The organism is Streptomyces sp. 150FB, assembly GCF_000818195.1.
In the GTDB taxonomy this organism is placed as follows: Bacteria; Actinomycetota; Actinomycetes; order Streptomycetales; family Streptomycetaceae; genus Streptomyces.
Genome location: NZ_JTHL01000001.1, coordinates 4527850 through 4549491, shown reverse-complemented (window position 1 = coordinate 4549491; position 21642 = coordinate 4527850). Strand labels below are relative to the sequence as shown.

Sequence of the window (21642 nt, the reverse complement as noted above, 5' to 3'; positions counted from 1 at the left end):
TGGCAGCGTCTAGGCTCGGCTCTCATGGCGAACGCACGCAGACTGCACCTCTTCGACCTGGACGGCACGCTGATCCGGGGTTCGGCCGCCGCTGTCGAGATCTCCAGGCAGCTCGGTCTGGAAGCCGAGATCGCCGAGCTGGAGCAGGACTTCCTGGTCCGGGGGCTGGCGCCGGACGAGTTCGCCGTGCGGGTACGGGAGCTGTGGGCCGCGCTCACGGTCGCGCAGGTCACGGCTGCCTTCGACGGCGCGCCGTGGCTGGAGGGCATCCGGGACGTCTGGGGCGACATCCGGGAGCGGGGCGATTACTGCGCCGTCATATCCCTGTCCCCCGACTTCTTCGTGGAACGGCTGCTGGACTGGGGCGCGCATGCTGCCCATGGCTCCCGCTGGCCGGTTCTGCCTTTCACCGAGCCGATCGACAGGTCCGGCATTCTCAATGCCGCGGCGAAGGTGAAGATCGCGGACCGGCTGTGTGCAGAGTTCGGGGTGGAGCTGGACGACTGTGTCGCCTTCGGTGATTCGATGTCGGACGCCGAGATCTTCGCGGCGGTACCGATGGCGGTGGCCGTCAACGCGGATCACCATCTGTCCGGACTGGCCACGCACACGTATACGGGAGGCGATCTGCGCGAGGCCTACGAACTGGTGCGCCTGCGGGGCTGATCGAGGGGGAGGCGGCGGACCGTGAATGGGTGGAAACAGCCGCCGAACGCGTGGGAATGTTCGCCGGAAGTCGGCCGATAAGCCCCGGAACGGCACACGTTGACGCACCTTATCGGGAAAGCCGGTGCCGATGCCCGGACTTCGCTCTCTTTGTCCCGCCCGACACCACACGCTGTCATCCTCTGACAACCAGGTGTACGGGCAAGGCCCAGACTCCTCAGCCTCCCGCCGGAATCGGGAGTATGCCGGAGGTTAATGTGGGCAGCCGACAGTGCTAGTCAGCGGGGAATTGCTAGCGTGTTCCGGACCAGCGGAAGTGCGCAGACCGACCGAAAGATGTTCGAGGCGAGGCACACCATGGACGCTCCGACCACCACGTCGGCCGACAGCGGCACTTCCGGAGGCAGGCCGGGAGGTGGCTGGTTCACCCCCCGCAGGGCGCCGGCCGGCGACAACAGGCCGGAACCCGATACGGCGGGCGAGCCCGCGGAGGACGGCAGGGACCGAATACCCACGCCGATCCGTCCCCTGGCCTCCATACGCGCGGTGGGATCCGTGGCGGGCCGTCCGGCTCCGCCGCAGCGGGAAACCCCTGAGGTGCCTGCGGGACACGGCGGGCGCGAGGAGCCGGAGACCCGGCAGCCGGCCCCGGTGGACGATGTCCCCGACGCTTTCAGACCCCGTACCAGGACGGCCGGTGGTGGCGACCGGCCCGCGCCCCATCCGGAGAGCCATGAGGGCCCCGGTGCGGCGTTCCGGGGCGGTGGCGCCCCGTTCCCGCCGACCGCCCCGGCCCCCGCGCGTCCCGGCCCCGTACAGCCCGACGTGGTGCCGCCCGACTTCGTACCGCCGCAGTCACCGGGGTCCGCGCCGCCGGCCGCCGAAGAGCCCCCTGCCGTAGCGTCCACCGCTCTGCCGCCCGAAGCCGCCGCACCCGAGGCGCCCCCCGCCGAAGCCCCGGCGTTCGAGCAGCCCGCCGGCCCCCAGCCGCAGCCGCAGCCGCAGCCGGAGCCGACCGCCCCGAGCGCCGCCGCGTCCGACGACGATCGCGACGCGTCCCCCGACGCGGTCCTCGTCCGCCGCACCATGCGCGAGATCGGACCCGTCGCCGACCAGGTCACCGCGTACTTCTACGCCCTGCTCTTCGTCCGCCACCCCGACCTGCGCGCCCTGTTCCCCGCCGCCATGGACGCCCAGCGCGACCGGCTGCTCAAGGCCCTGCTCACCGCCGCCGAGCACATGGACACCCCGGACGTCCTCACGGACTACCTGCGCAATCTGGGCCGGGGACACCGCAAGTACGGCACGGAGGCCGCGCACTACCCCGCCGTCGGCGAGGCTCTCCTCGGCGCGCTGTCCCGCTACGCCTCGGCCACCTGGGACGTGGAGACCGAGGCCGCCTGGGTCCGGACGTACACCACCATCTCGCAGATCATGATCGACGCGGCAGCGGAGAACGAGCCGTACGCGCCGCCCTGGTGGGAGGCCGAAGTCGTCTCGCACGAGCTGCGGACCCCCGACATCGCGGTGATCACGGTCCGCCCGGACCAGCCGTACCCCTTCCGCGCCGGGCAGTACACCAGCCTGGAGACGCCCTGGTGGCCGCGCGTATGGCGGCATTACTCGTTCGCATCGGCGCCTCGCACCGACGGTCTGCTGGCCTTCCACGTCAAGGCCGTCCCGGCCGGCTGGGTCTCCAACGCGCTCGTCCACCACGCCGGCCCCGGTGACGTCCTGCGCCTCGGCCCTCCGGCCGGCTCGATGACCGTGGACCACAGCACCGACAGCGGCCTGCTCTGCCTGGGCGGCGGCACCGGCATCGCCCCGATCAAGGCGCTCGTCGAGGATGTCGCCGAGCACGGCAACCGGCGGCCCGTCGAGGTCTTCTACGGTGCGCGGCACGACTACGACCTGTACGACATCGACACGATGCTGCGGCTCCAGAGCGTCCACCCCTGGCTTGCCGTACGCGCCGTGATCGCCGAGGGATCCGGCCAGAGCCATGGGCCGAAGGGTCTGCTTCCCGAGGCCGTGGTGCGCGACTACGGCCCGTGGCACGAGTACGACGCGTATCTGTCGGGCCCGCCCGGAATGGTCCGCAGCGGTATCACCGCGCTCCGGGGCGCCGGCATCCCGGTCGACCGCATACGCCACGACTCGCTGGACGAACTGGTCGCCGCCTCCACCTGAACCGGTGACGAGGCCCCGTCTCAGCCCAGGTCGGGGGCGTGCATCGCGCGTACGCCCTCGATGTTGCCGTCCAGGTAGTGGCGCAGCGACAGCGGTACGAGATGGACGGCGGCGATCCCGACCCGGCTGAAGGGCACCCGGACGATCTCGTACTCCCCGCACGGTTCGTCCATCTCCGGGCCGTGCCGCAGGGAGGTGTCCATCGACTCCATCCGGCAGACGAAGAAGTGCTGCACCTTGACGCCGGTCACCCCGGCGTCGGCGATGTGTTCCACCGTGTCGACGAAGCAGGGGACCACATCGGTGATCTTCGCGCCGAGTTCCTCGTCCACCTCGCGGTGGAGCGCGTCGATGACGGTGGAGTCGGATCTCTCGACCCCGCCGCCGGGTGTGACCCAGTAGGGGTCAACCCCCGGCTTGGTGCGCTTGATCAGGATCAGGTCGTCGCCGTCGAGCAGGATGGCGCGTGCGGTGCGCTTGACCACGGGCCGTTCGGTCATGGGAAGAGGTTCGCCCGCCGCACCCGTTCTGAAACTCCTGAGGCGCCTCGGGTCACCAGTCCACCGCGGCGCGCAGCAGCCACTCGTGTGCCCGGGCGACCGGTGGCAGGGCGAGTGTCCCGGTGCGTACCACCAGGAAGTACGTGCGCAGCGGGGGTACCGGCGGGTCGAGCAGCGCGACCACTTCGCCGCGCTCCAGGGCCCCTTCGCAGAGATAGCGCGGGAGTACGGCGAGTCCGGCGCCGGCCGCCGTGCACTCCAGCACGGCCCGCAGATCGGGCGCTATCACGGTGGCGGCAGCGGCGGGCCGGGAGTCGAAGACGGCCGCCCAGTAGCGGGACACGAGCGGCAGGGACTCGTGCACCTCGACCACGGGAAGCTGCTCCAGTACCACATGGCCCTCACGCAGCACCGTATGGCCCAGCCGGGCCGCCCAGCGGGGTGCGGCGACGAGCACGTGCTCCTCGTCGCACAGCGGGGTCGAGGTGAGCAGTCCGCCGCGCGGTCGGGCCGTGGCGATGGCCAGGTCGTGGTGTCCGGCGGCCAGCCCCTCCAGGACCTCTTCGGCGTTGGCGACGAACGACGAGCGCAGCGCGAGGCCTTCGGCGGTGAGCGGGATGAGCGCGGGCAGGGCGCGCAGCGAGACGAACTCGGGGGGCCCGGCCAGGTGCAGTGTCCGTACGCCGGACTCCTCGTCGAGTCCGGTCTCGGCGATCTCGACCAGCGCGTCGAGGTGCGGCGCCGCCCGGTGCGCGAGTTCGTCGCCGATGGTCGTGGGCGTGACGCCGCGGGCCTGCCGCAGGAACAGCGGCCGGCCGAGCTGCCGTTCGAGGGTGCGGATCTGGCCGGTGACGGCAGGCTGCGAGAGGCCGAGGAGAGTGGCGGCCCGGGTGAAGGATCCGGCCCTGTGCACGGCGACGAACGTACGCAGCAGGGCCAGGTCCATGTCCCGCTCTCCTGTCCCGGACCCTGGGGTCCTGTCCCGAATTCCGTGTCCGGCCTCTCGGGAAATTCTGTGTCGAACCCGGCAGGACAGTGCTTTCGGATCGCTCAACTATAAATAAGTCGATAGCTACCTGCCGCTACTGTGATTGGACACTGACGCAGAGTCAACTAGCCTAGTCCGGGTGGTTCTCCGCGCGTGGACCACACGGCGGTCCGAGCCACGAGGGGGGAGGCTCGGACCGTCTCCGTTCAGCGCGCCGTACGGCCGGGGAAGTTACGGCGCCGAAGCGTCCAACGCCCGCAGTACGTCGGCGACCAGGTCCTCGGGGTCCTCGGCGCCGACGGAGAAGCGGATGAACCCTTCCGGTACGGCGTCGCCGCCCCACCGTCCGCGCCGCTCGGCCGTGGACCGTACGCCGCCGAAGCTCGTCGCGTCGTCGACCAGCCGCAGTCCCTCCAGGAAGCGCTCGGCCTGTTCCCGGCCGGGCAGGACGAACGAGACGACGGAGCCGAAGCGCCGCATCTGCCGGGCGGCGACCGCGTGCGAGGGGTCGCCGGGCAGCCCGGGGTGGCGCAGCCCGCTCACCTCGGGGCGTGCCTCCAGGGCCCTGGCCAGTACGAGCGCGCTCGCGCACTGCCGTTCGACGCGCAGGTGGAGGGTGGCCAGTGAGCGGTGCGCGAGCCAGGCCTCCATCGGCCCCGGGATCGCGCCGGCGATCTTGCGCCAGCGCCGTACCTCGGCGGCGCGTGCCGAGTCGGCCGTGGTGACATGGCCGAGCAGGATGTCGCCGTGGCCCGTCATGCCCTTGGTGTCGCTGGCCACCGAGAAGTCCGCGCCCAGTTCCAGCGGTCGCTGGCCGAGCGGGGTGGCGAGGGTGTTGTCGACGGCGACGAGCGTGCCCCCGGCGTGCGCCCGCTCCACCAGCAGCCGGACGTCGCAGACGTCGAGCCCCGGGTTGGAGGGTGTCTCGATCCACAGCAGCCGGGCCCCTTCCAGGACACGGAGCTGAGCGTTGCCCCCGGTGGGCGCCGTCCTGACCTCCACGCCGTACGCCTCCAGGCGCTCCCGCAGCAGCGGCAGGGCCTGATAGCCGTCGTCCGGCAGGACCACGGCGTCGCCGGCGCGGAGCTGCGAGAAGGCCACAGCGGAGATCGCGGCCATCCCGGAGGCGAAGGCCACGGTCTCCACGCTCTCGCCCGGGGCCTCCAGCTCGCCGATGGCACGTTCGAGGTGGGTCCAGGTCGGGTTCTCGTCCCGGCCGTAGGTGTACGGGCCTGTCGGCTCGCCCGGCAGGTGGAAGTGGGCGGCGAAGACCGGTCCCGGCAGGGTCGGTTCGTACTTCACCGGGTCGGGAAGGCCGGCCCGTACGGCGCGGGTGCCGTCCCCGAAGCCGGTGTCCTCAGGAAGACTCATGACTTGAAACCTCAATCCTCGTTGTCGGGAAGGACGAGGTGGAGCACCCACGCCACGATGGAGATGATCAGACCGCCGAGCACTGCTGTCCAGAAGCCCTGGACATGGAAGCTCAGGTCGAGCGTGTCGGCGACCCAGGAGGTGAGCAGCAGCATCAGGGCGTTGACCACCAGTGTGATCAGCCCGAGGGTGAGGATGAACAGCGGCAGTGTGAGCAGTTTCACCAACGGTTTGACGACAAAGTTCACCAGGCCGAAGACGAGCGCGACAAGCACCAGCGTCAGGACCTTTTTGCCGGTGTTTCCACCCGTGAGGGTGATGTCGTCGAGCACCCAGGCAGCCACGGCCAGTGCGGCCGCGTTGGCTATCGTCTTGACGAGAAAATTCTTCATGGTCTGATCGTGGCATGAAGGCATTTCGACTTGACGAGCTGGAGGCGGAGCGTGCCGCCAACGACGGCGCGTATCTCCAGTTCCTGCGCGAACGCAACATGTCCGTGGGGCTGTACGCCCTTGACGCGGGCGAGATCGACCCGCAGCGGCCGCACCGGCAGGACGAGGTGTACTTCGTCGTGAGCGGGCGGGCCTCGATCACGGTCGGGATGGAGACGACGCAGGTCGGCCGGGGCAGCGTCGTGTACGTGCCGGCGGGCGAGGTCCACAAGTTCCACCACATCACCGAGGACCTGCGGGTGATGGTCGTCTTCTCGCCGCCCGAGGCCTGAGGCCCCGGCTCCGGACCCCTCGGGTCCCCCCTCAGATCCTTCTCAGGGTCGGATCAGGGAAGAACGAGGGGCGCGAGCCGTCCGAACGTGCTTCCACCGATCTAGCATCGAGGAGTCGGGCAGAGAGCCGCGACATCTGGGACATAAGGCGAAACGAGGTAAGGACGATGGCGGTGCGGGAGATATTCGCTGGGATGCCTTGGTGGGTGAAGTGGATCGCGGTACCCGTGGTCGCCATCGTCGTGTTCGGCGGGCTGATCGCCACTGTGGTCGGGTTCCTGGTCGGGCTGCTCTTCAAGGCCCTGATCTTCGTGGTGATCGTCGGCGGCCTCATCTACGTCGTACGCAAGTTCATGTCGTCCTCGTCCTCGTCGTCCGACCGCCGCGACTGGTAGTGGCGGCCGGCGGTCCGGCCAGGGCCCGGAGGGGATCTGCGGCGGGTGGCGGCCGGTGCGGCCGTTAGCCCGCGCGAGGGAAAGGTGAAGAGGAAACCAACCAGGCGCCGGGGCTGCCCATAAAGTGGCCCCGCGGGCGGGCTCTCGCCCGTCAGCACGCCTGGGGGTGACCTTTGGCCACAGTTCCACGACCCACAGCCCCTACCCTCATCGGATCCGTACAACGAGCCCTGCGACTACTGGAGTCCGCGAGCTCGTATCCGGACGGGGCGCCCGCCAAACAGCTCGCCCGTGAGGCCGGACTTCCTCTTCCCACCGCGTACCACCTGCTGCGCACCCTGACGTACGAGGGCTATCTCCGCAGGGAGAACGGCGTCTTCCTGCTCGGTGACGCGGTCCACCGGCTCGCCTGCGGCGAGACCCCGCAGAAGCGTCGCACCAAGATCGCCGACTCGATCGGGCACTGGCGCGACACCATCGGCGCCCCCGTCTACTTCGCGGTCTACCACGAGGGCGAGATCGACTTGGTCGCGGTGGCCGACAGCCCCAAGGCCCCCGCCGTCGACGAGTGGGCCGACTTCCGCGAGACCGCCTACGCGCATGCCATCGGGCAGTGCCTCCTCAGCCAGCTCGACGAGCCGGCCCGCCTCGACCACCTGGACCGCCACCCGGTCGGCACGCTCACCCCCCACTCCGTACCGGACCGGGGCGCCCTGCTGGAGCGCCTGGCCTCCGTGGGACGGATGCAGCCGGTGGTGGAACGGCAGGAGTACGCGATCGGCACCGTCTGTGCCGCCGTACCGATCACGGCCGGATCCACCGCAGCGGCCCTGGCCATTTCCATGCCACTGGATCAGCAGGAAAAACTCCTGGGGGCCGTCGAGCGGTTACGTAGAGAGATCGGCAGCCTTCTGACCTCGATCGCCTTCTCTATCAGTATCTGAAAAATTACTCCTTGTGATCTGCTAGCGCTTACAGGACGATTACGTCAAGACTTTCCAGGGGATGATTCCCAGCCGTATCTACTCCGGAGTGGTGCACGATGCGCGAGTCGGTCCAAGCCGAGGTCCTGATGAACTTCCTCGTCTCCGAGGAGCTCTCTTTCAGGATCCCGGTGGAACTCCACTACGAGGCGGCGGACCCGTTCGCGGTGCGGATGACCTTCCATCTGCCCGGCGACGCCCCCGTGACCTGGACCTTTGGCCGTGAGCTGCTGCTCGACGGCATCAATACGCCCAGCGGGGACGGCGATGTGCACATCGCGCCGACCGACCCCGAGAACTTGTCGGACGTCCATATCCGGCTCCAGGTCGGCGAGGATCACGCGCTCTTCAGGGTGAGTGCCCCGCCGCTGGTCGCCTTCCTGGACCGTACGGACCGGTTGGTCCCGCTCGGCCAGGAGCGCACGCTCGGGGACTTCGAGGGCAATCTTGAAGAAGCACTGGGCCGGATTCTCGCCGAGGAGAACGCGGGCTGATCCAACCGGCCGCACCGTGACGGGCCATCTCGACAGGCCACATCGACGGGCCACCCTCGCGGGCCGCACGGGCCCCCAGCCCCAACCGGACACCCGGCGGGGCTTCTTCGCGACGGGCTATTTCTTACGGCGCCGGCCTCCGCCGCCGAGCCCGCGCGACAGCATGCCCTGACCCAGCCCCCGCACCTGACCCAACGCCCGCACCTGCCCCTGCACCTGCGCCTGCCCCTGTCCCGGTACGGAGAGCCCGGCCTGCGCCTCCCGGACACCCGCCGGCGGCTCCGCGGTCCCAGCCCGATCCGCGGAGACCACCAGCGCCGCCAGCGCCGTTGTCACCGGCACCGCGGCGACCAGGCCGATCGAGCCCACCAGGGTCCGTACGATCTCCTCAGCGACCAGCTCGCTGTTGGCCACCGCGCCCACGCTCGACTCCGCGATCGAGAAGAGCAGCAGCAGCGGCAGGGCGGCGCCCGCGTACGCCAGGACGAGCGTATTGACCACGGAGGCGATGTGGTCCCTGCCGATCCGGATGCCCGCGCGGTACAGGTCCCGGGTGCCCATCGAGGGATCCGCCTGGTGCAACTCCCAGACCGCCGACGTCTGGGTCACCGTCACATCGTCGAGGACACCGAGCGATCCGATGATGACCCCGGCCAGCAGCAGGCCGCTCATGTCGATGCCCGGATAGAGGCCGTGGATCAGCCCGGTGCTGTCGTCCGTGTTGCCCGTCAGGCTCGCCCAGCCGATGAAGACGGACCCCAGCAGCCCGATCAGCAGCAGCGAGACCAGCGTGCCGAGGACGGCGACGGACGTACGGGCCGTCAGGCCGTGGCACATGTAGAGCGCGAGCAGCATGATCGCGCTCGATCCGACCACCGCCACCAGCAGTGGATTCGAGCCCTGAAGTATGGCCGGAAGGATGAACAGCGTCAGCACGGCGAACGAGACGACCAGCGCGACCAGCGCCATCACCCCGCGCATCCGGCCGATGAGGATCACCACCACGGCGAAGATCCCGGCCAGCAGAGCCAGCGGGAACTGGCGGTTCACATCCGTCACGGAGTACTGCAGGTCGTGGGGAGCATCCGGTGCATACGCCACCACGACGCCTTGTTTCACGTGAAACTGCCGCGGCGCGTCCGGCTGGACGACCTCGACGAATCGGCGTCCGGTGTCCTTGCCGCTCGTGATCTCGACCGTCGCCTTCTCGCACTCCCCGGCCGGCCCCTGCCCAGGCCCCGCTCCGGCACCCCCCGGCGCCGAGGTGTCGCCCGTCGACGGAACCTGGGACGCGTTCACGTCCTTGCAGTCGACCTTGTCGATCCGTGCCACCTGGGCCTGCTGGGTCTGCCGGTCGAAGCCGACACCGGTCCGCTGGTGCGCGGGCGCGCCGCCCGGCCACAGCACGGCCAGCCCGACAACCACCGCCACGGTGAACGGAATCAGGACCGCCGCGATGACTTTCCGCAAGTGCCGGGAGACCGGTGCGGCAGGCCCGTGACTGTGCGAGTGCCCATGCGGATCGTGGCTCTGCTGAGGTGAGGTCACGGCCAGATCATCGCAAGAAGCGGAGGGGCCCTCTGGTCAGCGCGCCCGGTGTCGAGTTAGCGTGGTAACGCCTTTGCACACGCGGGAGCTCGGAGCACCGGGCTGAGAGGGCGCTGACCGTGTAGTCGCCGGAGTAACTCCGGAACACCCACGCTGCGCCGACCGCCGAACCTGTTACCGGGTAATGCCGGCGTAGGGAGTAGGTCTCATGACCGTTCAGGACGCACACACGCCTGCCTCCGACTCCGATTCTCCGAGCACTTCGGAGAATCCGGGCGAGGCCGCACGGTCCATCGGCTGGCACAAGGGATACATCCGGGGCTCGCGCCCGGATCTCCAGGTGCCGGTCCGTCAGGTGCACCTCACCAACGGCAAGGACGTGACGCTGTACGACACGTCCGGGCCGTACACCGACCCCACCGTCGAGACCGACGTCCGCCGCGGTCTCGCGCCGCTGCGCGAGAACTGGATCATCAGCCGCGGCGACACCGAGGAATACGCGGGCCGCCCGGTCCGCCCCGAGGACGACGGCCTCAAGCACACGACCCCGCGCGGCGGGCTCCGCAACCTCGACGCGGTCTTCCCCGGCCGGCCGCGTCTGCCGCGCAAGGGACGCGACGGCCAGGCGGTGACCCAGCTCGCGTACGCCCGCCGCGGCGACATCACCCCGGAGATGGAGTATGTCGCGCTCCGCGAGAACGTCGCCCCGGAGGTCGTACGGGACGAGATCGCGGCGGGCCGCGCCGTACTGCCCGCCAATGTGAACCACCCGGAGATCGAGCCGATGATCATCGGCAAGCGGTTCCTGGTGAAGGTCAACGCCAACATCGGCAACTCCGCGGTCACTTCCTCCATCGAGGAGGAGGTGGACAAGATGACCTGGGCCACCAAGTGGGGCGCCGACACGGTCATGGACCTCTCCACCGGCCGGAACATCCACACCACCCGCGAGTGGGTGCTGCGCAACTCCCCCGTCCCCATCGGCACCGTGCCGCTCTACCAGGCGCTCGAAAAGGTCGACGGCAAGGCCGAGGAGCTGACCTGGGAGATCTACCGGGACACCGTCATCGAGCAGGCCGAGCAGGGCGTCGACTACATGACCGTCCACGCGGGTGTGCTGCTGCGGTACGTGCCGCTGACGGCGCGCCGCAAGACGGGCATCGTCTCGCGCGGCGGCTCGATCATGGCCGCGTGGTGTCTCGCGCACCACCGGGAGTCGTTCCTGTACGAGAACTTCGAGGAGCTGTGCGACATCCTCGCCGCGTACGACGTGACGTACTCCCTCGGTGACGGGCTGCGGCCCGGCTCCATCGCCGACGCCAACGACGAGGCGCAGTTCGCCGAGTTGCGCACGCTGGGCGAGCTGAACACGATCGCCAAGCGGCACAACGTACAGACGATGATCGAAGGCCCGGGCCATGTCCCGATGCACAAGATCAAGGAGAACATCGACCTCCAGCAGGAGATCTGCGAGGAGGCGCCGTTCTACACGCTCGGCCCGCTCACGACCGATGTGGCGCCCGCGTACGACCACATCACCTCGGGGATCGGCGCGGCGATGATCGCGTGGTGGGGTACGGCGATGCTCTGCTACGTCACGCCCAAGGAGCACCTGGGGCTGCCGGACCGCGACGACGTCAAGACCGGCGTCATCACGTACAAGATCGCGGCGCACGCCGCTGACCTGGCCAAGGGGCATGCGGGGGCGCAGGAGTGGGACGACGCGCTCTCGGACGCGCGGTTCGAGTTCCGCTGGGAGGACCAGTTCAACCTGGCGCTCGACCCGGACACGGCGCGGCAGTTCCACGACGAGACGCTGCCGGCCGAACCCGCGAAGACCGCGCATTTCTGTTCGATGTGTGGTCCGAAGTTCTGCTCGATGAAGATCTCTCAGGACATCAGGCGCCAGCACGGCGGCGACCTGGCGGTCGACGAGATCGAGGCGGGGATGGCGGAGAAGTCCAAGGAGTTCGCGGCGGCGGGCAACCGGGTCTATCTGCCGATCGCCGACTGAGCAGGCGCCGACTGAGCAGGCGCCGACCGAGCAGGCGCTGACCGGTCGCGGCAGGCACGGGTGCTCACGGCATTGACGGCACCGCCCCGACCGCCGGCCGGAGGTTGTTCACTCCGGCCGGTGCTCGGGGCCGCCGTAGTCCGGGCTGGAGAAATCCGGACTGCTGTACGTCGGGCGCCGGCCGGCCGTCGAGCCGTCGTCGGGGCTGGAGAAGTTCGGCCGGCTGTAACCGATCTTGGGCAGGTGCCTGGCCGTGGCCGCTCCGGCACCACGGCCGGCACTACGGCCAGCGCCCGCTGAACCATCCGGATCAGCTCCGGCACCCGCCCCGGTGCCCGGGGCTGCTCCGGTGGCGGGCTCGGCCAGGGCGGACCGCAGGAACGGCACGATGCCGCGCTCCAGCAGCGCGTCACGCCAGTCCTCGCGCGCCCTGGCCAGCTCGGGAGGCAGCTCACCGCCCGCCTCCGTGGCGGACAGCTCGGTCGAGCTGTTGCGCAGAGCGGTGATCAGTAGCGCGACGGCGGCGGCCAGGATGCCGATCACGGTGACGGCCCCGAAGAACCAGCCCACCGCGAGCAGGCTGGCGGCGAACGCGGGCGGAGGGTCGAGCGCCTTGAGGAGGTAGCCCACGAGCAGGAAGATCACGGCGGCCGTGCCGGCGAGAACCGGTACGAGTACGGCGATGACCGCGGCGAACCCCGCGCCGCTCTCGGCCACTTCGCTCATGGCCGGGGAGAGGACGGAGGCCTGGACCGGTTCGGCCGGGGGCGGCGTCCGCAGCTCCTCGCGCAGCTTCGCGTAGCGCGCGTACTCGACGGCGGCCGCCGTGGCTATCAGTGCCGTGGCGCCCAGTGCCATCGTGCGCAGTTGCTCGGCGTTGAGCCGGGGCCCGCCAGGGGCGAGATCAGGCCGGTCCAACTCGTCACGCAGGGCCGCGTCGAGGATCCGCTCGAATTCCGCGTGATCCTCGCTCAACAGGTGCGGAGCGCTGTTCATGTGCATCCCCCGATGCTCCGTAGAGCCGAATTGCCCGCGTGGAACGGGCCGTTGGCAGAAACGGAGGAGAGCCTGCTACGGATAGGCCGATGGTAGAGCTGTTACGGCGCCGTATGACAGAGGGTTTCCGGGATTCGCCTCCCCGGCCCTGTTTCAGTTATGCAGGGGAAGCTGTACAACCAGCAGTTTTCCGGCCATGGTGACGCCACCGTCCATGGCGATGGCAAGTCCGTCGGCATATACGTGCGGCCCTTCCACCACCGGTCGGCGTTCACCCTCGTCGTCCGAGGCATCCTCGGTTCCGACTTCCCCGAGAAGATAGGGAATAGGGCTGTGGCCATGGACAACGCGGTGTCCGCCGTACTGCGAGAGCAGTTCCTGAACGGCTCCGGAACCGCCCTCGTCGCGGAACTCGAAACGTTTGGTGAGCTTGCGGAACAGCTCCCAGCATTCATCGGCGTCACTGCGGGTGAGGATTTGGTGAACGGTGTCGTTCACGTCGTCGATGCTGGATCCGTAATCCAGATAGGCGGTCGTGTCGGAGTGCATCAGCAGATGCCCGTCCTCCTCGACGACCGCGTCGAGCCGTGACATCCACTGGAGATGGACGTCCTGGAGCCGCTCCATGTCGGTCCGCTGGCCGCCGTTGAGAAGCCAGGCCGCCTGGAAGGTGGCGGTGCCGGCCCCGGAGTTGACGGGGGTGTCGGCGAACCGCTTGGCGCCGAGGATCAGCAGCTCGTGATTGCCCATCAGGGCCTTGCAGTACCCACCCGCGGCCGCGGCCTCGGCGGACAGCCGCATCACCAGGTCGATGACCCCGATGCCGTCGGGCCCCCGGTCGGTGAAGTCGCCGAGGAACCAGAGCCTGGCCGTGCCCGCCGCCCAGTTGCCCTCGGAGTCGACGAGGCCCTGTTCGGCGAGGGCGTCGAGCAGCTCGTCGAGATAGCCGTGGACGTCGCCGACGACGAAGAGCGGGCCGAGGCCGTCGGGCGACGGCATGTCGGCGGCCTGCACCTGGACGGTGTCGCCCGTATGGATGACCGGCAGATCCTGAAGGGTGGGCGTGTACCCCTCCGGCAGCTCGTTCGCGGGGACGGCGTTGCCGGGGTGCACGGAGCCGGGCCCCCCGGATCCGGTTCCCCCGGACGTGACGCCGTCAGGGGGACCGACCTGCCCGGTCCGCGCGAACTCTCCCGACTGCACGGGCACCTGCGCGTACGGCGGTACGCGGAAGTCGCGCAACGTCGCCGTACGCACCGCGGGTCCCTGGCCGGCCCCCTGTGTCATCGACCCCTCCACCACCGTCGCGCCGCTGTACACCGCTCGCGCCCGCTCTGCCGGGTGGGGGTGAGCCCACCGGAGGTCGGGGAAGGTCCGCAGTGTCGTGCGCCCCATCATAGGAATGCCGGTCGTCATGTGTGACGCACCAGGGGTGGTGAATCCGATCGCAGGCGGCGATCAACGGCTGATTTCGCGCTGATCGCCCCAATTGCGAAAGGTCCGGTCCTTCGGCCGGGCCTCCTTCCGGGACGGTCAGTCCCCCGCGGGCGACCGGGGAGCGCTGACCGTCGTGCGCGGCGGGCGGCGCTGCGAGGAGGTCCGGACGATCAGCTCTGTCGGTATCACCTGTTCCAGCGGGCCGCCGGTATCGATGCCTTCGATGGCGTCGATGAGGAGCTGGATGACGGCCGTGCCGATACGTCTCGGCTTGAGCGAGAGCGTGGTGATCGGCGGCTCGGTGGCGGCGTACACCGTGGATTCGCTGCAGCACACGAGCAGCAGGTCCTCGGGGACGCGCAGGCCGTACCGCCGGGCGGCGGCGAGCAGGTCGGTGCCGTTGGGGTCGAAGAGCCCGTAGACGGCGTCCGGTCTGTCCGGACGGGCGAGGAGGCGGTCGGCGGCGACGGCCCCGGCGCACGGGTCGTGGGCGGGGTAGGACTCGTAGACCGGGTCCTGTCCGACGCGTTCGCACCAGTGCAGATAAGCGGTGGTCGACAGGCGTGTGTAGGTGTCCGTGGTGGTGCCGGTGAGCAGCCCGATCCTGCGGGCTCCGGCGGCGGCGAGATGGTCGAGCAGATCGAGGACGGCCGCCTCGTGGTCGTTGTCGACCCAGGCGGTGACGGGGAGGGTGGCTGCGGGGCGTCCGTCCGACACGACGGGCAGGCCCTGCCGTACGAGTTCGGTGACGACCGGATCGTGGTCGGAGGGGTCGATGACGACGGTGCCGTCGAGGGCGACGTTCGACCAGACGTCATGGCGGGAGGTGGCGGGAAGGATGACGAGGGCGTAGCCCCGGGCCAGGGCGGCGGAGGTGGCTGCCCTGGCCATCTCGGCGAAGTAGGCGAACTCGGTGAAGGTGAAAGGTTCATCCCCGTATGTCGTCACGGTCAGGCCGATGAGGCCCGATCTGCCGGTACGGAGGGTTCTGGCGGCGGCGGACGGCCGGTAGCCCAGCCGTTCCGCGACTTCTCGGACATGGCGCCGGGTGGCGTCGGGTAAGCGACCCTTGCCGTTGAGCGCGTCCGAGACAGTCGTGATGGAGACACCGGCTGCGGCGGCTACGTCCCGGATGCCCGCCCGACCCTGCCGGCTTCCCCGGCGGGTTGTGCCCGTCCGGCTCACCTGGTGTTTCCCTGCTGCTGTCATGGCGAGCCGATAGTAGGGCGCAGGAAGGCGGTAAGGCCGGTCGCATATGCACCCATCGGGAGGCACGTTTCTGCAAGATCAACAAGGGGCAACGGCCATGGAAGAGCAGGGAGTTAGGGGCTCTGACTATGGTCTGGCATGTAGGGAGCGGCATGAACCTGTCGAAGGGTCCATGTCTCGAAGAGGTCTCAACTCACCTCTACGGGGGATGCGCGCCACGGCGCGAGCCACCGGCGTGCGCCAGATCGGCGTGCGCCCCCTACCTCCTGGCCCGTCCCCGCGAACCGCTCCGGGCCGCTCCGCCACGGCCTCCGGGGACCCCTCTGTTCGCAGCAGCCGAATCCTCATATGGTGAGGAGCATTGACGAGGTACGGATCGCGTGCGGACGACGTACCGATCACGTACGGTGACCGGCCAGGAGGACCTGCGGTGAGTGACTTGCGCCCGAAACTGCGCGCCGAGCTGGACGGCATTCCCAGCTATGTGCCCGGCAAGCCGGCTGCGGCGGGCGGGCCCGTCACCTACAAGCTGTCCTCCAACGAGAACCCCTATCCGCCGCTGCCGGGCGTGATGGAGCGGGCGGTCGCGACCGCGGGTGTCTTCAACCGCTACCCGGACATGGCCTGCGCCGCGCTGACGAACGAGGTGTCGGAGCACTTCGGGGTTCCGCTGGCGCACGTGGCGACGGGGATCGGCTCCGTGGGCGCGGCCCAGCAGCTCGTCCAGGCGACCTCGGGCCCCGGTGACGAGGTGATCTACCCCTGGCGGTCGTTCGAGGCGTACCCGATCATCACCCAGCTCTTCGGCGCGACCTCCGTACAGGTCCCGCTGACCGCCGGCGAGGGGCACGACCTGGACGCGATGGCCGCGGCGATCACCGAGCGGACGCGCATGATCATCGTCTGCAACCCCAACAACCCCACCGGTACCGTCGTGCGCCGGGCCGAGCTCGAACGCTTCCTCGACCGGGTGCCCGGCGATGTGCTGGTGGTGCTGGACGAGGCGTACCGCGAGTTCATCAGGGACCCCGAGGTGCCGGACGGCGTCGACATCTACCGGGACCGCACGAACGTGGCCGTCCTGCGTACCTTCTCCAAGGCGTACGGCCTGGCCGGCCTGCGCGTCGGATTCGTGATCGCGCAGGAGCCGGTGGCCGCTGCGCTGCGCAAGACCGCGCTCCCCTTCGGCGTGAGCCAGATCGCCCAGGACGCCGCGGTCGCCTCGCTGCGGGCCGAGACGGAGCTGCTGGAGCGGGTCGAGACGCTGGTCGGCGAGCGCGGACGGGTCCATGAGGCGCTGCTCGGGCAGGGCTGGACCGTGCCGGAGACCCAGGCCAACTTCGTCTGGCTGCGGCTGGGGGAGCGCACGCTCGACTTCGCCGCCGCCTGCGAGCGGGCCGGGGTCATTATCCGGCCATTCGCCGGCGAGGGTGTGCGGGTGACGATCGGCGAGGTGAAGGGGAACGACCTCTTCCTGCGCGCGGCCGAGACATTCCGCAAGGAGTTGTAGCCGGAGGCGGCGACGAGGGCCTTGTCGAAAGGCCCGCTGTCCTTCCGCGTGTCCTTCCGCATCTCCTTCCGTATTCTTCGCTGGAACGCCCCGGGCCTTTAGGGACCGGGGCTTTTCCGCGTTCCGGTCCTTCGCGCTTCCCGTTCTTCGGTCCCTTCTTCGGTGCCTCTTCGACTCTTCGGCGATCCTTCGGCGGCGCCCCGAGGCTCCGGTGATCCGGTACGAGGTGTGATGCGTCACCTGCCGTCGGGTGTGGCGCAGGTCTCGCTCCGGTCATGATCGCCGACCGCTCGGGACGCCCCTCTTTGTCCCTGTATGGGCAGTTGGGTGGCGGACCCTTCTCGGCGGTTTTGATACCCCCCTCGAACATCGGAAAATCGGTGCGCCATAATAGTTTGTGAATGTGAACGCATTCACAAGCGTGCCCTGGTTCCTGCCACTACGTCCGGGACGAACGGGGCAAGCAGCGCCCTGACCAAGGCGATGTAAGGAGAGATGACGTGGACCTCGCTCTGGCGCCGGAGACCCTGGCGCGATGGCAGTTCGGCATCACCACCGTCTACCACTTCCTCTTCGTACCCCTGACGATCTCTCTGGCCGCGCTCACCGCGGGGCTCCAGACCGCCTGGGTCCGTACGGAGAACCCCAAGTACCTCACGGCGACCAAGTTCTGGGGCAAGCTCTTCCTGATCAATATCGCGATGGGTGTCGTCACCGGCATTGTGCAGGAGTTCCAGTTCGGCATGAACTGGTCCGCCTATTCGCGATTCGTCGGCGACGTGTTCGGCGCCCCGCTCGCCTTCGAGGCATTGATCGCGTTCTTCTTCGAATCGACTTTCATCGGGCTGTGGATCTTCGGCTGGGACAAGCTGCCGAAGAAGATCCATCTCGCCTGTATGTGGATGGTCTCGATCGGCACGATCCTCTCCGCGTACTTCATCCTGGCGGCCAATTCCTGGATGCAGCACCCGACCGGCTACCGGATCAACAAGAAGACCGGACGCGCGGAACTCACCGACTTCTGGTCCGTACTCACCCAGAACACCGCGCTCACCCAGTTCTTCCACACCATGACCGCCTCCTTCCTCGTCGGCGGCGCCCTCATGGTCGGCATCGCCGGCTTCCACCTGGCACGCAAGAAGCACATCCCGGTGATGCGCACCTCGCTGCGGCTCGGCCTGGTCACCGTCGTGATCGCGGGGCTGCTGACGGCCCTCAGCGGGGACACCCTCGGCAAGGTCATGTTCAAGCAGCAGCCGATGAAGATGGCCGCGGCCGAAGCCCTGTGGGACGGACAGGCGCCGGCCCCGTTCTCCGTGTTCGCCTACGGGGACGTCGAGAAGGGCCACAACACCGTCGAGTTCGAGATCCCCGGACTGCTGTCCTTCCTCGCCGACGACAACTTCAGCTCGCACGTCCCGGGCATCAACGACGTCAACAAGGCCGAGCAGCAGAAGTTCGGCCCCGGCGACTACCGGCCCAACATCCCCGTCGAGTACTGGGCGTTCCGCTGGATGATCGGCTTCGGCATGGCGTCCTTCGGTATCGGCCTGCTCGGACTGTGGCTGACCCGCAAGAAGTTCATGCTGCCCGCGCACCTGCGGACGAGCGACGACGAAGTGCCGTATCTGGTGCTCTTCAAGAACAAGGCGCTCAGCCCGAAGTTCGCCAAGTGGTACTGGATCGTCGCCCTCTGGACGATGCTCTTCCCGCTGATCGCCAGCTCCTGGGGCTGGATCTTCACCGAGACCGGCCGCCAGCCATGGGTCGTGTACGGGGTGCTGCGCACCTCCGACGCGGTCTCCCCGGGCGTCTCCCAGGGCTCCGTACTCACCTCGATGATCGTCTTCACCTCGCTCTACGCGGTACTCGCCGTCATCGAGGTCAAGCTGCTCGTGAAGTACGTCAAGGCGGGCCCGCCGGATCTGACGGACGACGACCTCAACCCGCCCACCAGGATCGGCGGCGACCACACGGACGCCGACCGGCCGATGGCCTTCTCCTACTGAGGACTTGAGGAGCTATGGAACTCCACGACGTCTGGTTCGTCCTGATCGCCGTTCTCTGGACCGGCTACTTCTTCCTCGAAGGGTTCGACTTCGGCATCGGCGTCCTGACCCGGCTGCTGGCCCGCGACCGCGACGAGCGGCGGGTCCTCATCAACACCATCGGCCCGGTCTGGGACGGCAACGAGGTCTGGCTGCTGAGCGCCGCCGGTGCGACCTTCGCCGCCTTCCCGAGTTGGTACGCGACCCTCTTCTCCGGGTTCTACCTGCCGATGCTGCTCATCCTGGTCTGCCTGATCGTGCGCGGTGTCGCCTTCGAGTACCGCGCGAAGCGCCCCGAGGTGAACTGGCAGCGCAACTGGGAACACGCGATCTTCTGGGCCTCGCTGATCCCGGCCCTGCTGTGGGGCGTCTTCTTCGGCAACATCGTGCACGGCATGAAGATCGACGCGCACATGGAGTACGTGGGCGGGCTCGGGGGCCTGTTCAACCCGTACGCCGTCGTCGGCGGCCTGGTGACGCTGGCCCTCTTCACCTTCCACGGCACGGTGTTCGCCGCGCTGAAGACGGTGGGGGACATCCGCGTACGGGCCAGGAGGCTGGCCCTCGTCCTCGGCCCCGTCGCGGCAGTGCTGGTGTTCGGCTTCCTGATCTGGACGCAGGCGGACAGCGGTGACGGTACGAGCCTCATCGCGATGGCCGTCGCGATGGCGGCGCTGCTCTGCGCGATCGGTGCCAACGCGGCCGGACGCGAGGGCTGGTCGTTCGCGTTCTCCGGCGTGACGATCGCGGCCGTGGTGGCGATGTTCTTCCTGACGCTCTTCCCGAACGTCATGCCCTCGTCGCTGAACGAACAGTGGAACCTCACCGTCACGAACGCGTCGTCCGGCCCGTACACCTTGAAGATCATGACGTGGGGTGCGGGGATCGCGACGCCCATCGTGCTGCTCTACCAGGGCTGGACCTACTGGGTCTTCCGGAAGCGGATCGGCACCCAGCACATCGCCGACTCGCACTGAGCCGGACGCCGAGCGAGTCGAGTTCCTCGCCTCCTCAGTTGGGGGCCTGAGTCCAAAGTCCGCCGAGTCCGATGCTCACCTGCTCACCGAGGACGGGTGTTTCACGTGAAACCAATCGATCCACGTCTCCTGCGCTACGCCGGCGCCACCCGGATCTTCCTGGCCGTGGTGGTGGCCCTCGGGCTCGCCGGCGCCGGGCTGGTCGTGGCCCAGGCGATGCTTATCGCCGAGGTCGTCGTGGGCGCGTTCCGGCACGGGCTCGGCGGCTCCGAACTGACCACGCCGCTGTTGCTGCTCGGCGCGGTCGCCGTCGGCCGTGCGCTGGTCGCCTGGCTCACCGAACTGGCCGCCCACCGCGCGAGCGCGGCCGTCACCTCCGAGCTGCGTGGCCGGCTGCTGGAGCGGGCCGCGCTGCTGGGCCCGGGGTGGCTGAACGGGCAGCGCACCGGGTCGCTGGTGACGCTCGCCACGCGTGGTGTGGACGCGCTGGACGACTACTTCGCGCGCTATCTGCCCCAACTCGGGCTCGCGGTCGTCGTCCCGGTGGCCGTACTGGCGCGGATCGTCACCGAGGACTGGGTCTCGGCGGCGATCATCGTGGTGACACTGCCGCTGATCCCGCTCTTCATGATCCTGATCGGCTGGGCCACCCAGTCCCGGATGGATCGCCAGTGGCGGCTGCTGTCCCGGCTGTCGGGACACTTCCTCGACGTGGTCGCCGGGCTGCCGACCCTCAAGGTCTTCGGACGGGCCAAGGCGCAGGCCGAGTCCATAGGAAGGATCACCTCCGACTACCGCCAGGCCACGCTGCGCACGCTGCGCATCGCGTTCCTGTCGTCCTTCGCCCTGGAACTGCTGTCGACGCTGTCGGTGGCACTGGTCGCCGTCGGGATCGGCCTGCGGCTCGTGCATGGCGACCTGGACCTCTCCACCGGCCTGGTGGTGCTGATCCTCGCGCCCGAGGCGTATCTGCCGATCCGTCAGGTCGGCGCGCAGTACCACGCGGCGGCCGAGGGGCTGGCCGCCGCCGAGGAGATCTTCACGGTCCTGGAGACCCAACCGCGCCCTGGCGGCACGCGGATACCGGGGCCCGGCGCTCCGCGACTGGAGGTCGACCGCCTGACGGTCCGCCACCAGGGGCGTGCGGAACCGTCCCTGGACGCGGCCACGCTGACGGTCGAGCCGGGGGAGACGGTCGCCGTCGTCGGCCCGAGCGGGGTCGGGAAGAGCACGCTGCTGGACGCGGTGCTCGGGTTCGCCGTACCCGACGGGGGACGGATACGCGTGGACGGCGAGGACCTGTCGTCCCTCGACCTGGAGCGCTGGCGTGAGCGGATCGCCTGGGTCCCGCAGCGGCCGTACCTCTTCGCGGGCACGATCGCGGAGAACGTACGGCTCGCCAGGCCCGAGGCGGACGACACGGCGCTGCGGGCCGCGCTCCGGGACGCCGGGGCGTACGACTTCGTCATGGCACTCCCCCACGGCGCCGGCACCGCGCTCGGCGAGGACGGGGCCGGGCTCTCGGCCGGGCAGCGCCAGCGGCTCGCGCTGGCCAGGGCTTTCCTCGCCGACCGGCCGCTGCTGCTGCTCGA

At 69.2% G+C, this 21642-nt stretch carries 19 protein-coding genes and 1 riboswitch; of the genes, 11 read left to right on the top strand and 8 right to left on the bottom strand.

All coding sequences use genetic code 11. The features are described from left to right. Positions 1–24 precede the first annotated feature (24 nt). Positions 25–666, top strand: coding sequence for an HAD-IB family phosphatase (locus tag QR77_RS19425; RefSeq protein WP_040023214.1), 642 nt, complete (start codon positions 25–27; stop codon positions 664–666). Positions 667–1023: 357 nt separating this feature from the next. After that, on the top strand, positions 1024–2856 hold the full coding sequence (locus QR77_RS19420) for a globin domain-containing protein (protein ID WP_040028283.1): 1833 nt from the start codon (positions 1024–1026) through the stop codon (positions 2854–2856). Between the two features lie 20 nt (positions 2857–2876). Here the strand turns inward: QR77_RS19420 and QR77_RS19415 are convergent, their stop codons facing one another. The 4 genes from QR77_RS19415 to QR77_RS19400 all read right to left on the bottom strand — a co-directional run bounded on the left by QR77_RS19415 (position 2877) and on the right by QR77_RS19400 (position 6107). After that, entirely contained in the window at positions 2877–3356 is a 480-nt protein-coding gene (locus QR77_RS19415) for an NUDIX hydrolase (RefSeq protein WP_040023212.1), read from the bottom strand. Positions 3357–3408: 52 nt separating this feature from the next. Next, on the bottom strand, positions 3409–4302 hold the full coding sequence (locus tag QR77_RS19410) for a LysR family transcriptional regulator (protein WP_040023210.1): 894 nt from the start codon (positions 4300–4302) through the stop codon (positions 3409–3411). Between the two features lie 273 nt (positions 4303–4575). Then, positions 4576–5715, bottom strand: coding sequence for a cystathionine gamma-lyase (locus QR77_RS19405; RefSeq protein WP_040023208.1), 1140 nt, complete (start codon positions 5713–5715; stop codon positions 4576–4578). Positions 5716–5726: 11 nt separating this feature from the next. Then, positions 5727–6107 (bottom strand): phage holin family protein, encoded by a 381-nt coding sequence (locus QR77_RS19400; protein ID WP_040023206.1) that lies wholly within the window; start codon positions 6105–6107, stop codon positions 5727–5729. 14 nt (positions 6108–6121) lie between these two features. Here QR77_RS19400 and QR77_RS19395 point away from each other — a divergent pair, with 14 nt between their 5' ends. The 4 genes from QR77_RS19395 (at position 6122) to QR77_RS19380 (ending at position 8311) form a co-directional block, all read left to right on the top strand. Continuing rightward, positions 6122–6439 carry a cupin domain-containing protein gene (locus tag QR77_RS19395; RefSeq protein ID WP_040023204.1) on the top strand — a complete coding sequence of 106 codons (318 nt, stop codon included), beginning with the start codon at positions 6122–6124 and terminating at the stop codon, positions 6437–6439. Between the two features lie 173 nt (positions 6440–6612). Next, entirely contained in the window at positions 6613–6834 is a 222-nt protein-coding gene (locus QR77_RS19390) for a DUF5326 family protein (protein WP_040028282.1), read from the top strand. A 173-nt stretch (positions 6835–7007) separates the two neighbouring features. Next, positions 7008–7778, top strand: coding sequence for a helix-turn-helix domain-containing protein (locus QR77_RS19385; RefSeq protein ID WP_078876884.1), 771 nt, complete (start codon positions 7008–7010; stop codon positions 7776–7778). Positions 7779–7876: 98 nt separating this feature from the next. Beyond that, complete coding sequence (locus QR77_RS19380) at positions 7877–8311, top strand: SsgA family sporulation/cell division regulator (RefSeq protein WP_040023202.1); 435 nt, start codon at positions 7877–7879, stop codon at positions 8309–8311. Between the two features lie 117 nt (positions 8312–8428). Here QR77_RS19380 and QR77_RS19375 read toward each other — a convergent pair whose 3' ends face one another. After that, a complete protein-coding gene (locus tag QR77_RS19375; RefSeq protein WP_078876882.1) occupies positions 8429–9859 on the bottom strand; it encodes a YibE/F family protein in 1431 nt (476 codons plus the stop codon). A 71-nt stretch (positions 9860–9930) separates the two neighbouring features. Then, positions 9931–10075: riboswitch (TPP riboswitch) on the top strand. On the opposite strand from QR77_RS19375, the gene thiC reads away from it, so the two are divergent. Beyond that, positions 10068–11873, top strand: a complete 1806-nt coding sequence (thiC, locus tag QR77_RS19370; RefSeq protein WP_040023200.1) for a phosphomethylpyrimidine synthase ThiC — start codon at positions 10068–10070, stop codon at positions 11871–11873. (Overlaps the previous riboswitch by 8 nt.) A gap of 108 nt (positions 11874–11981) precedes the next feature. Here thiC and QR77_RS19365 read toward each other — a convergent pair whose 3' ends face one another. The 3 genes from QR77_RS19365 to QR77_RS19355 form a co-directional block, all read right to left on the bottom strand. Next, positions 11982–12875 (bottom strand): hypothetical protein, encoded by an 894-nt coding sequence (locus QR77_RS19365; RefSeq protein WP_063798049.1) that lies wholly within the window; start codon positions 12873–12875, stop codon positions 11982–11984. 147 nt (positions 12876–13022) lie between these two features. Further along, positions 13023–14156, bottom strand: a complete 1134-nt coding sequence (locus tag QR77_RS19360; RefSeq protein ID WP_040028278.1) for a metallophosphoesterase — start codon at positions 14154–14156, stop codon at positions 13023–13025. 246 nt (positions 14157–14402) lie between these two features. Next, positions 14403–15515: a LacI family DNA-binding transcriptional regulator gene (locus QR77_RS19355; protein ID WP_040023199.1), complete on the bottom strand. Its 1113-nt coding sequence runs from the start codon at positions 15513–15515 to the stop codon at positions 14403–14405. Between the two features lie 430 nt (positions 15516–15945). Between QR77_RS19355 and QR77_RS19350 the strand changes: the two genes are divergently transcribed. The 4 genes from QR77_RS19350 to cydD all read left to right on the top strand — a co-directional run. Then, a complete protein-coding gene (locus QR77_RS19350; protein WP_040023197.1) occupies positions 15946–17025 on the top strand; it encodes a pyridoxal phosphate-dependent aminotransferase in 1080 nt (359 codons plus the stop codon). Positions 17026–17525: 500 nt separating this feature from the next. After that, on the top strand, positions 17526–19034 hold the full coding sequence (locus tag QR77_RS19345) for a cytochrome ubiquinol oxidase subunit I (protein ID WP_040023195.1): 1509 nt from the start codon (positions 17526–17528) through the stop codon (positions 19032–19034). A gap of 14 nt (positions 19035–19048) precedes the next feature. Further along, the gene (cydB, locus tag QR77_RS19340) at positions 19049–20050 is read left to right on the top strand and encodes a cytochrome d ubiquinol oxidase subunit II (RefSeq protein WP_040023193.1); all 1002 of its coding nucleotides are present in this window, start codon (positions 19049–19051) and stop codon (positions 20048–20050) included. A gap of 105 nt (positions 20051–20155) precedes the next feature. After that, positions 20156–21642: thiol reductant ABC exporter subunit CydD (gene cydD / locus QR77_RS48810; RefSeq protein ID WP_040023191.1), on the top strand; the 1487-nt coding region annotated here is incomplete at its 3' end.

Excerpts from the sequence above, each read along its gene's own strand:
- QR77_RS19355 (WP_040023199.1), bottom strand. The coding sequence starts at position 15,515 with ATGACAGCAGCAGGGAAACACCAGGTGAGCCGGACGGGCACAACCCGC.
- QR77_RS19360 (WP_040028278.1), bottom strand. The coding sequence starts at position 14,156 with ATGACACAGGGGGCCGGCCAGGGACCCGCGGTGCGTACGGCGACGTTG.
- QR77_RS19405 (WP_040023208.1), bottom strand. The coding sequence starts at position 5,715 with ATGAGTCTTCCTGAGGACACCGGCTTCGGGGACGGCACCCGCGCCGTA.
- QR77_RS19395 (WP_040023204.1), top strand. The coding sequence starts at position 6,122 with ATGAAGGCATTTCGACTTGACGAGCTGGAGGCGGAGCGTGCCGCCAAC.
- QR77_RS19420 (WP_040028283.1), top strand. The coding sequence starts at position 1,024 with ATGGACGCTCCGACCACCACGTCGGCCGACAGCGGCACTTCCGGAGGC.
- QR77_RS19400 (WP_040023206.1), bottom strand. The coding sequence starts at position 6,107 with ATGAAGAATTTTCTCGTCAAGACGATAGCCAACGCGGCCGCACTGGCC.
- QR77_RS19380 (WP_040023202.1), top strand. The coding sequence starts at position 7,877 with ATGCGCGAGTCGGTCCAAGCCGAGGTCCTGATGAACTTCCTCGTCTCC.
- cydB (WP_040023193.1), top strand. The coding sequence starts at position 19,049 with ATGGAACTCCACGACGTCTGGTTCGTCCTGATCGCCGTTCTCTGGACC.
- QR77_RS19415 (WP_040023212.1), bottom strand. The coding sequence starts at position 3,356 with ATGACCGAACGGCCCGTGGTCAAGCGCACCGCACGCGCCATCCTGCTC.
- thiC (WP_040023200.1), top strand. The coding sequence starts at position 10,068 with ATGACCGTTCAGGACGCACACACGCCTGCCTCCGACTCCGATTCTCCG.
- QR77_RS19410 (WP_040023210.1), bottom strand. The coding sequence starts at position 4,302 with ATGGACCTGGCCCTGCTGCGTACGTTCGTCGCCGTGCACAGGGCCGGA.
- QR77_RS19365 (WP_063798049.1), bottom strand. The coding sequence starts at position 12,875 with ATGCACATGAACAGCGCTCCGCACCTGTTGAGCGAGGATCACGCGGAA.
- QR77_RS19425 (WP_040023214.1), top strand. The coding sequence starts at position 25 with ATGGCGAACGCACGCAGACTGCACCTCTTCGACCTGGACGGCACGCTG.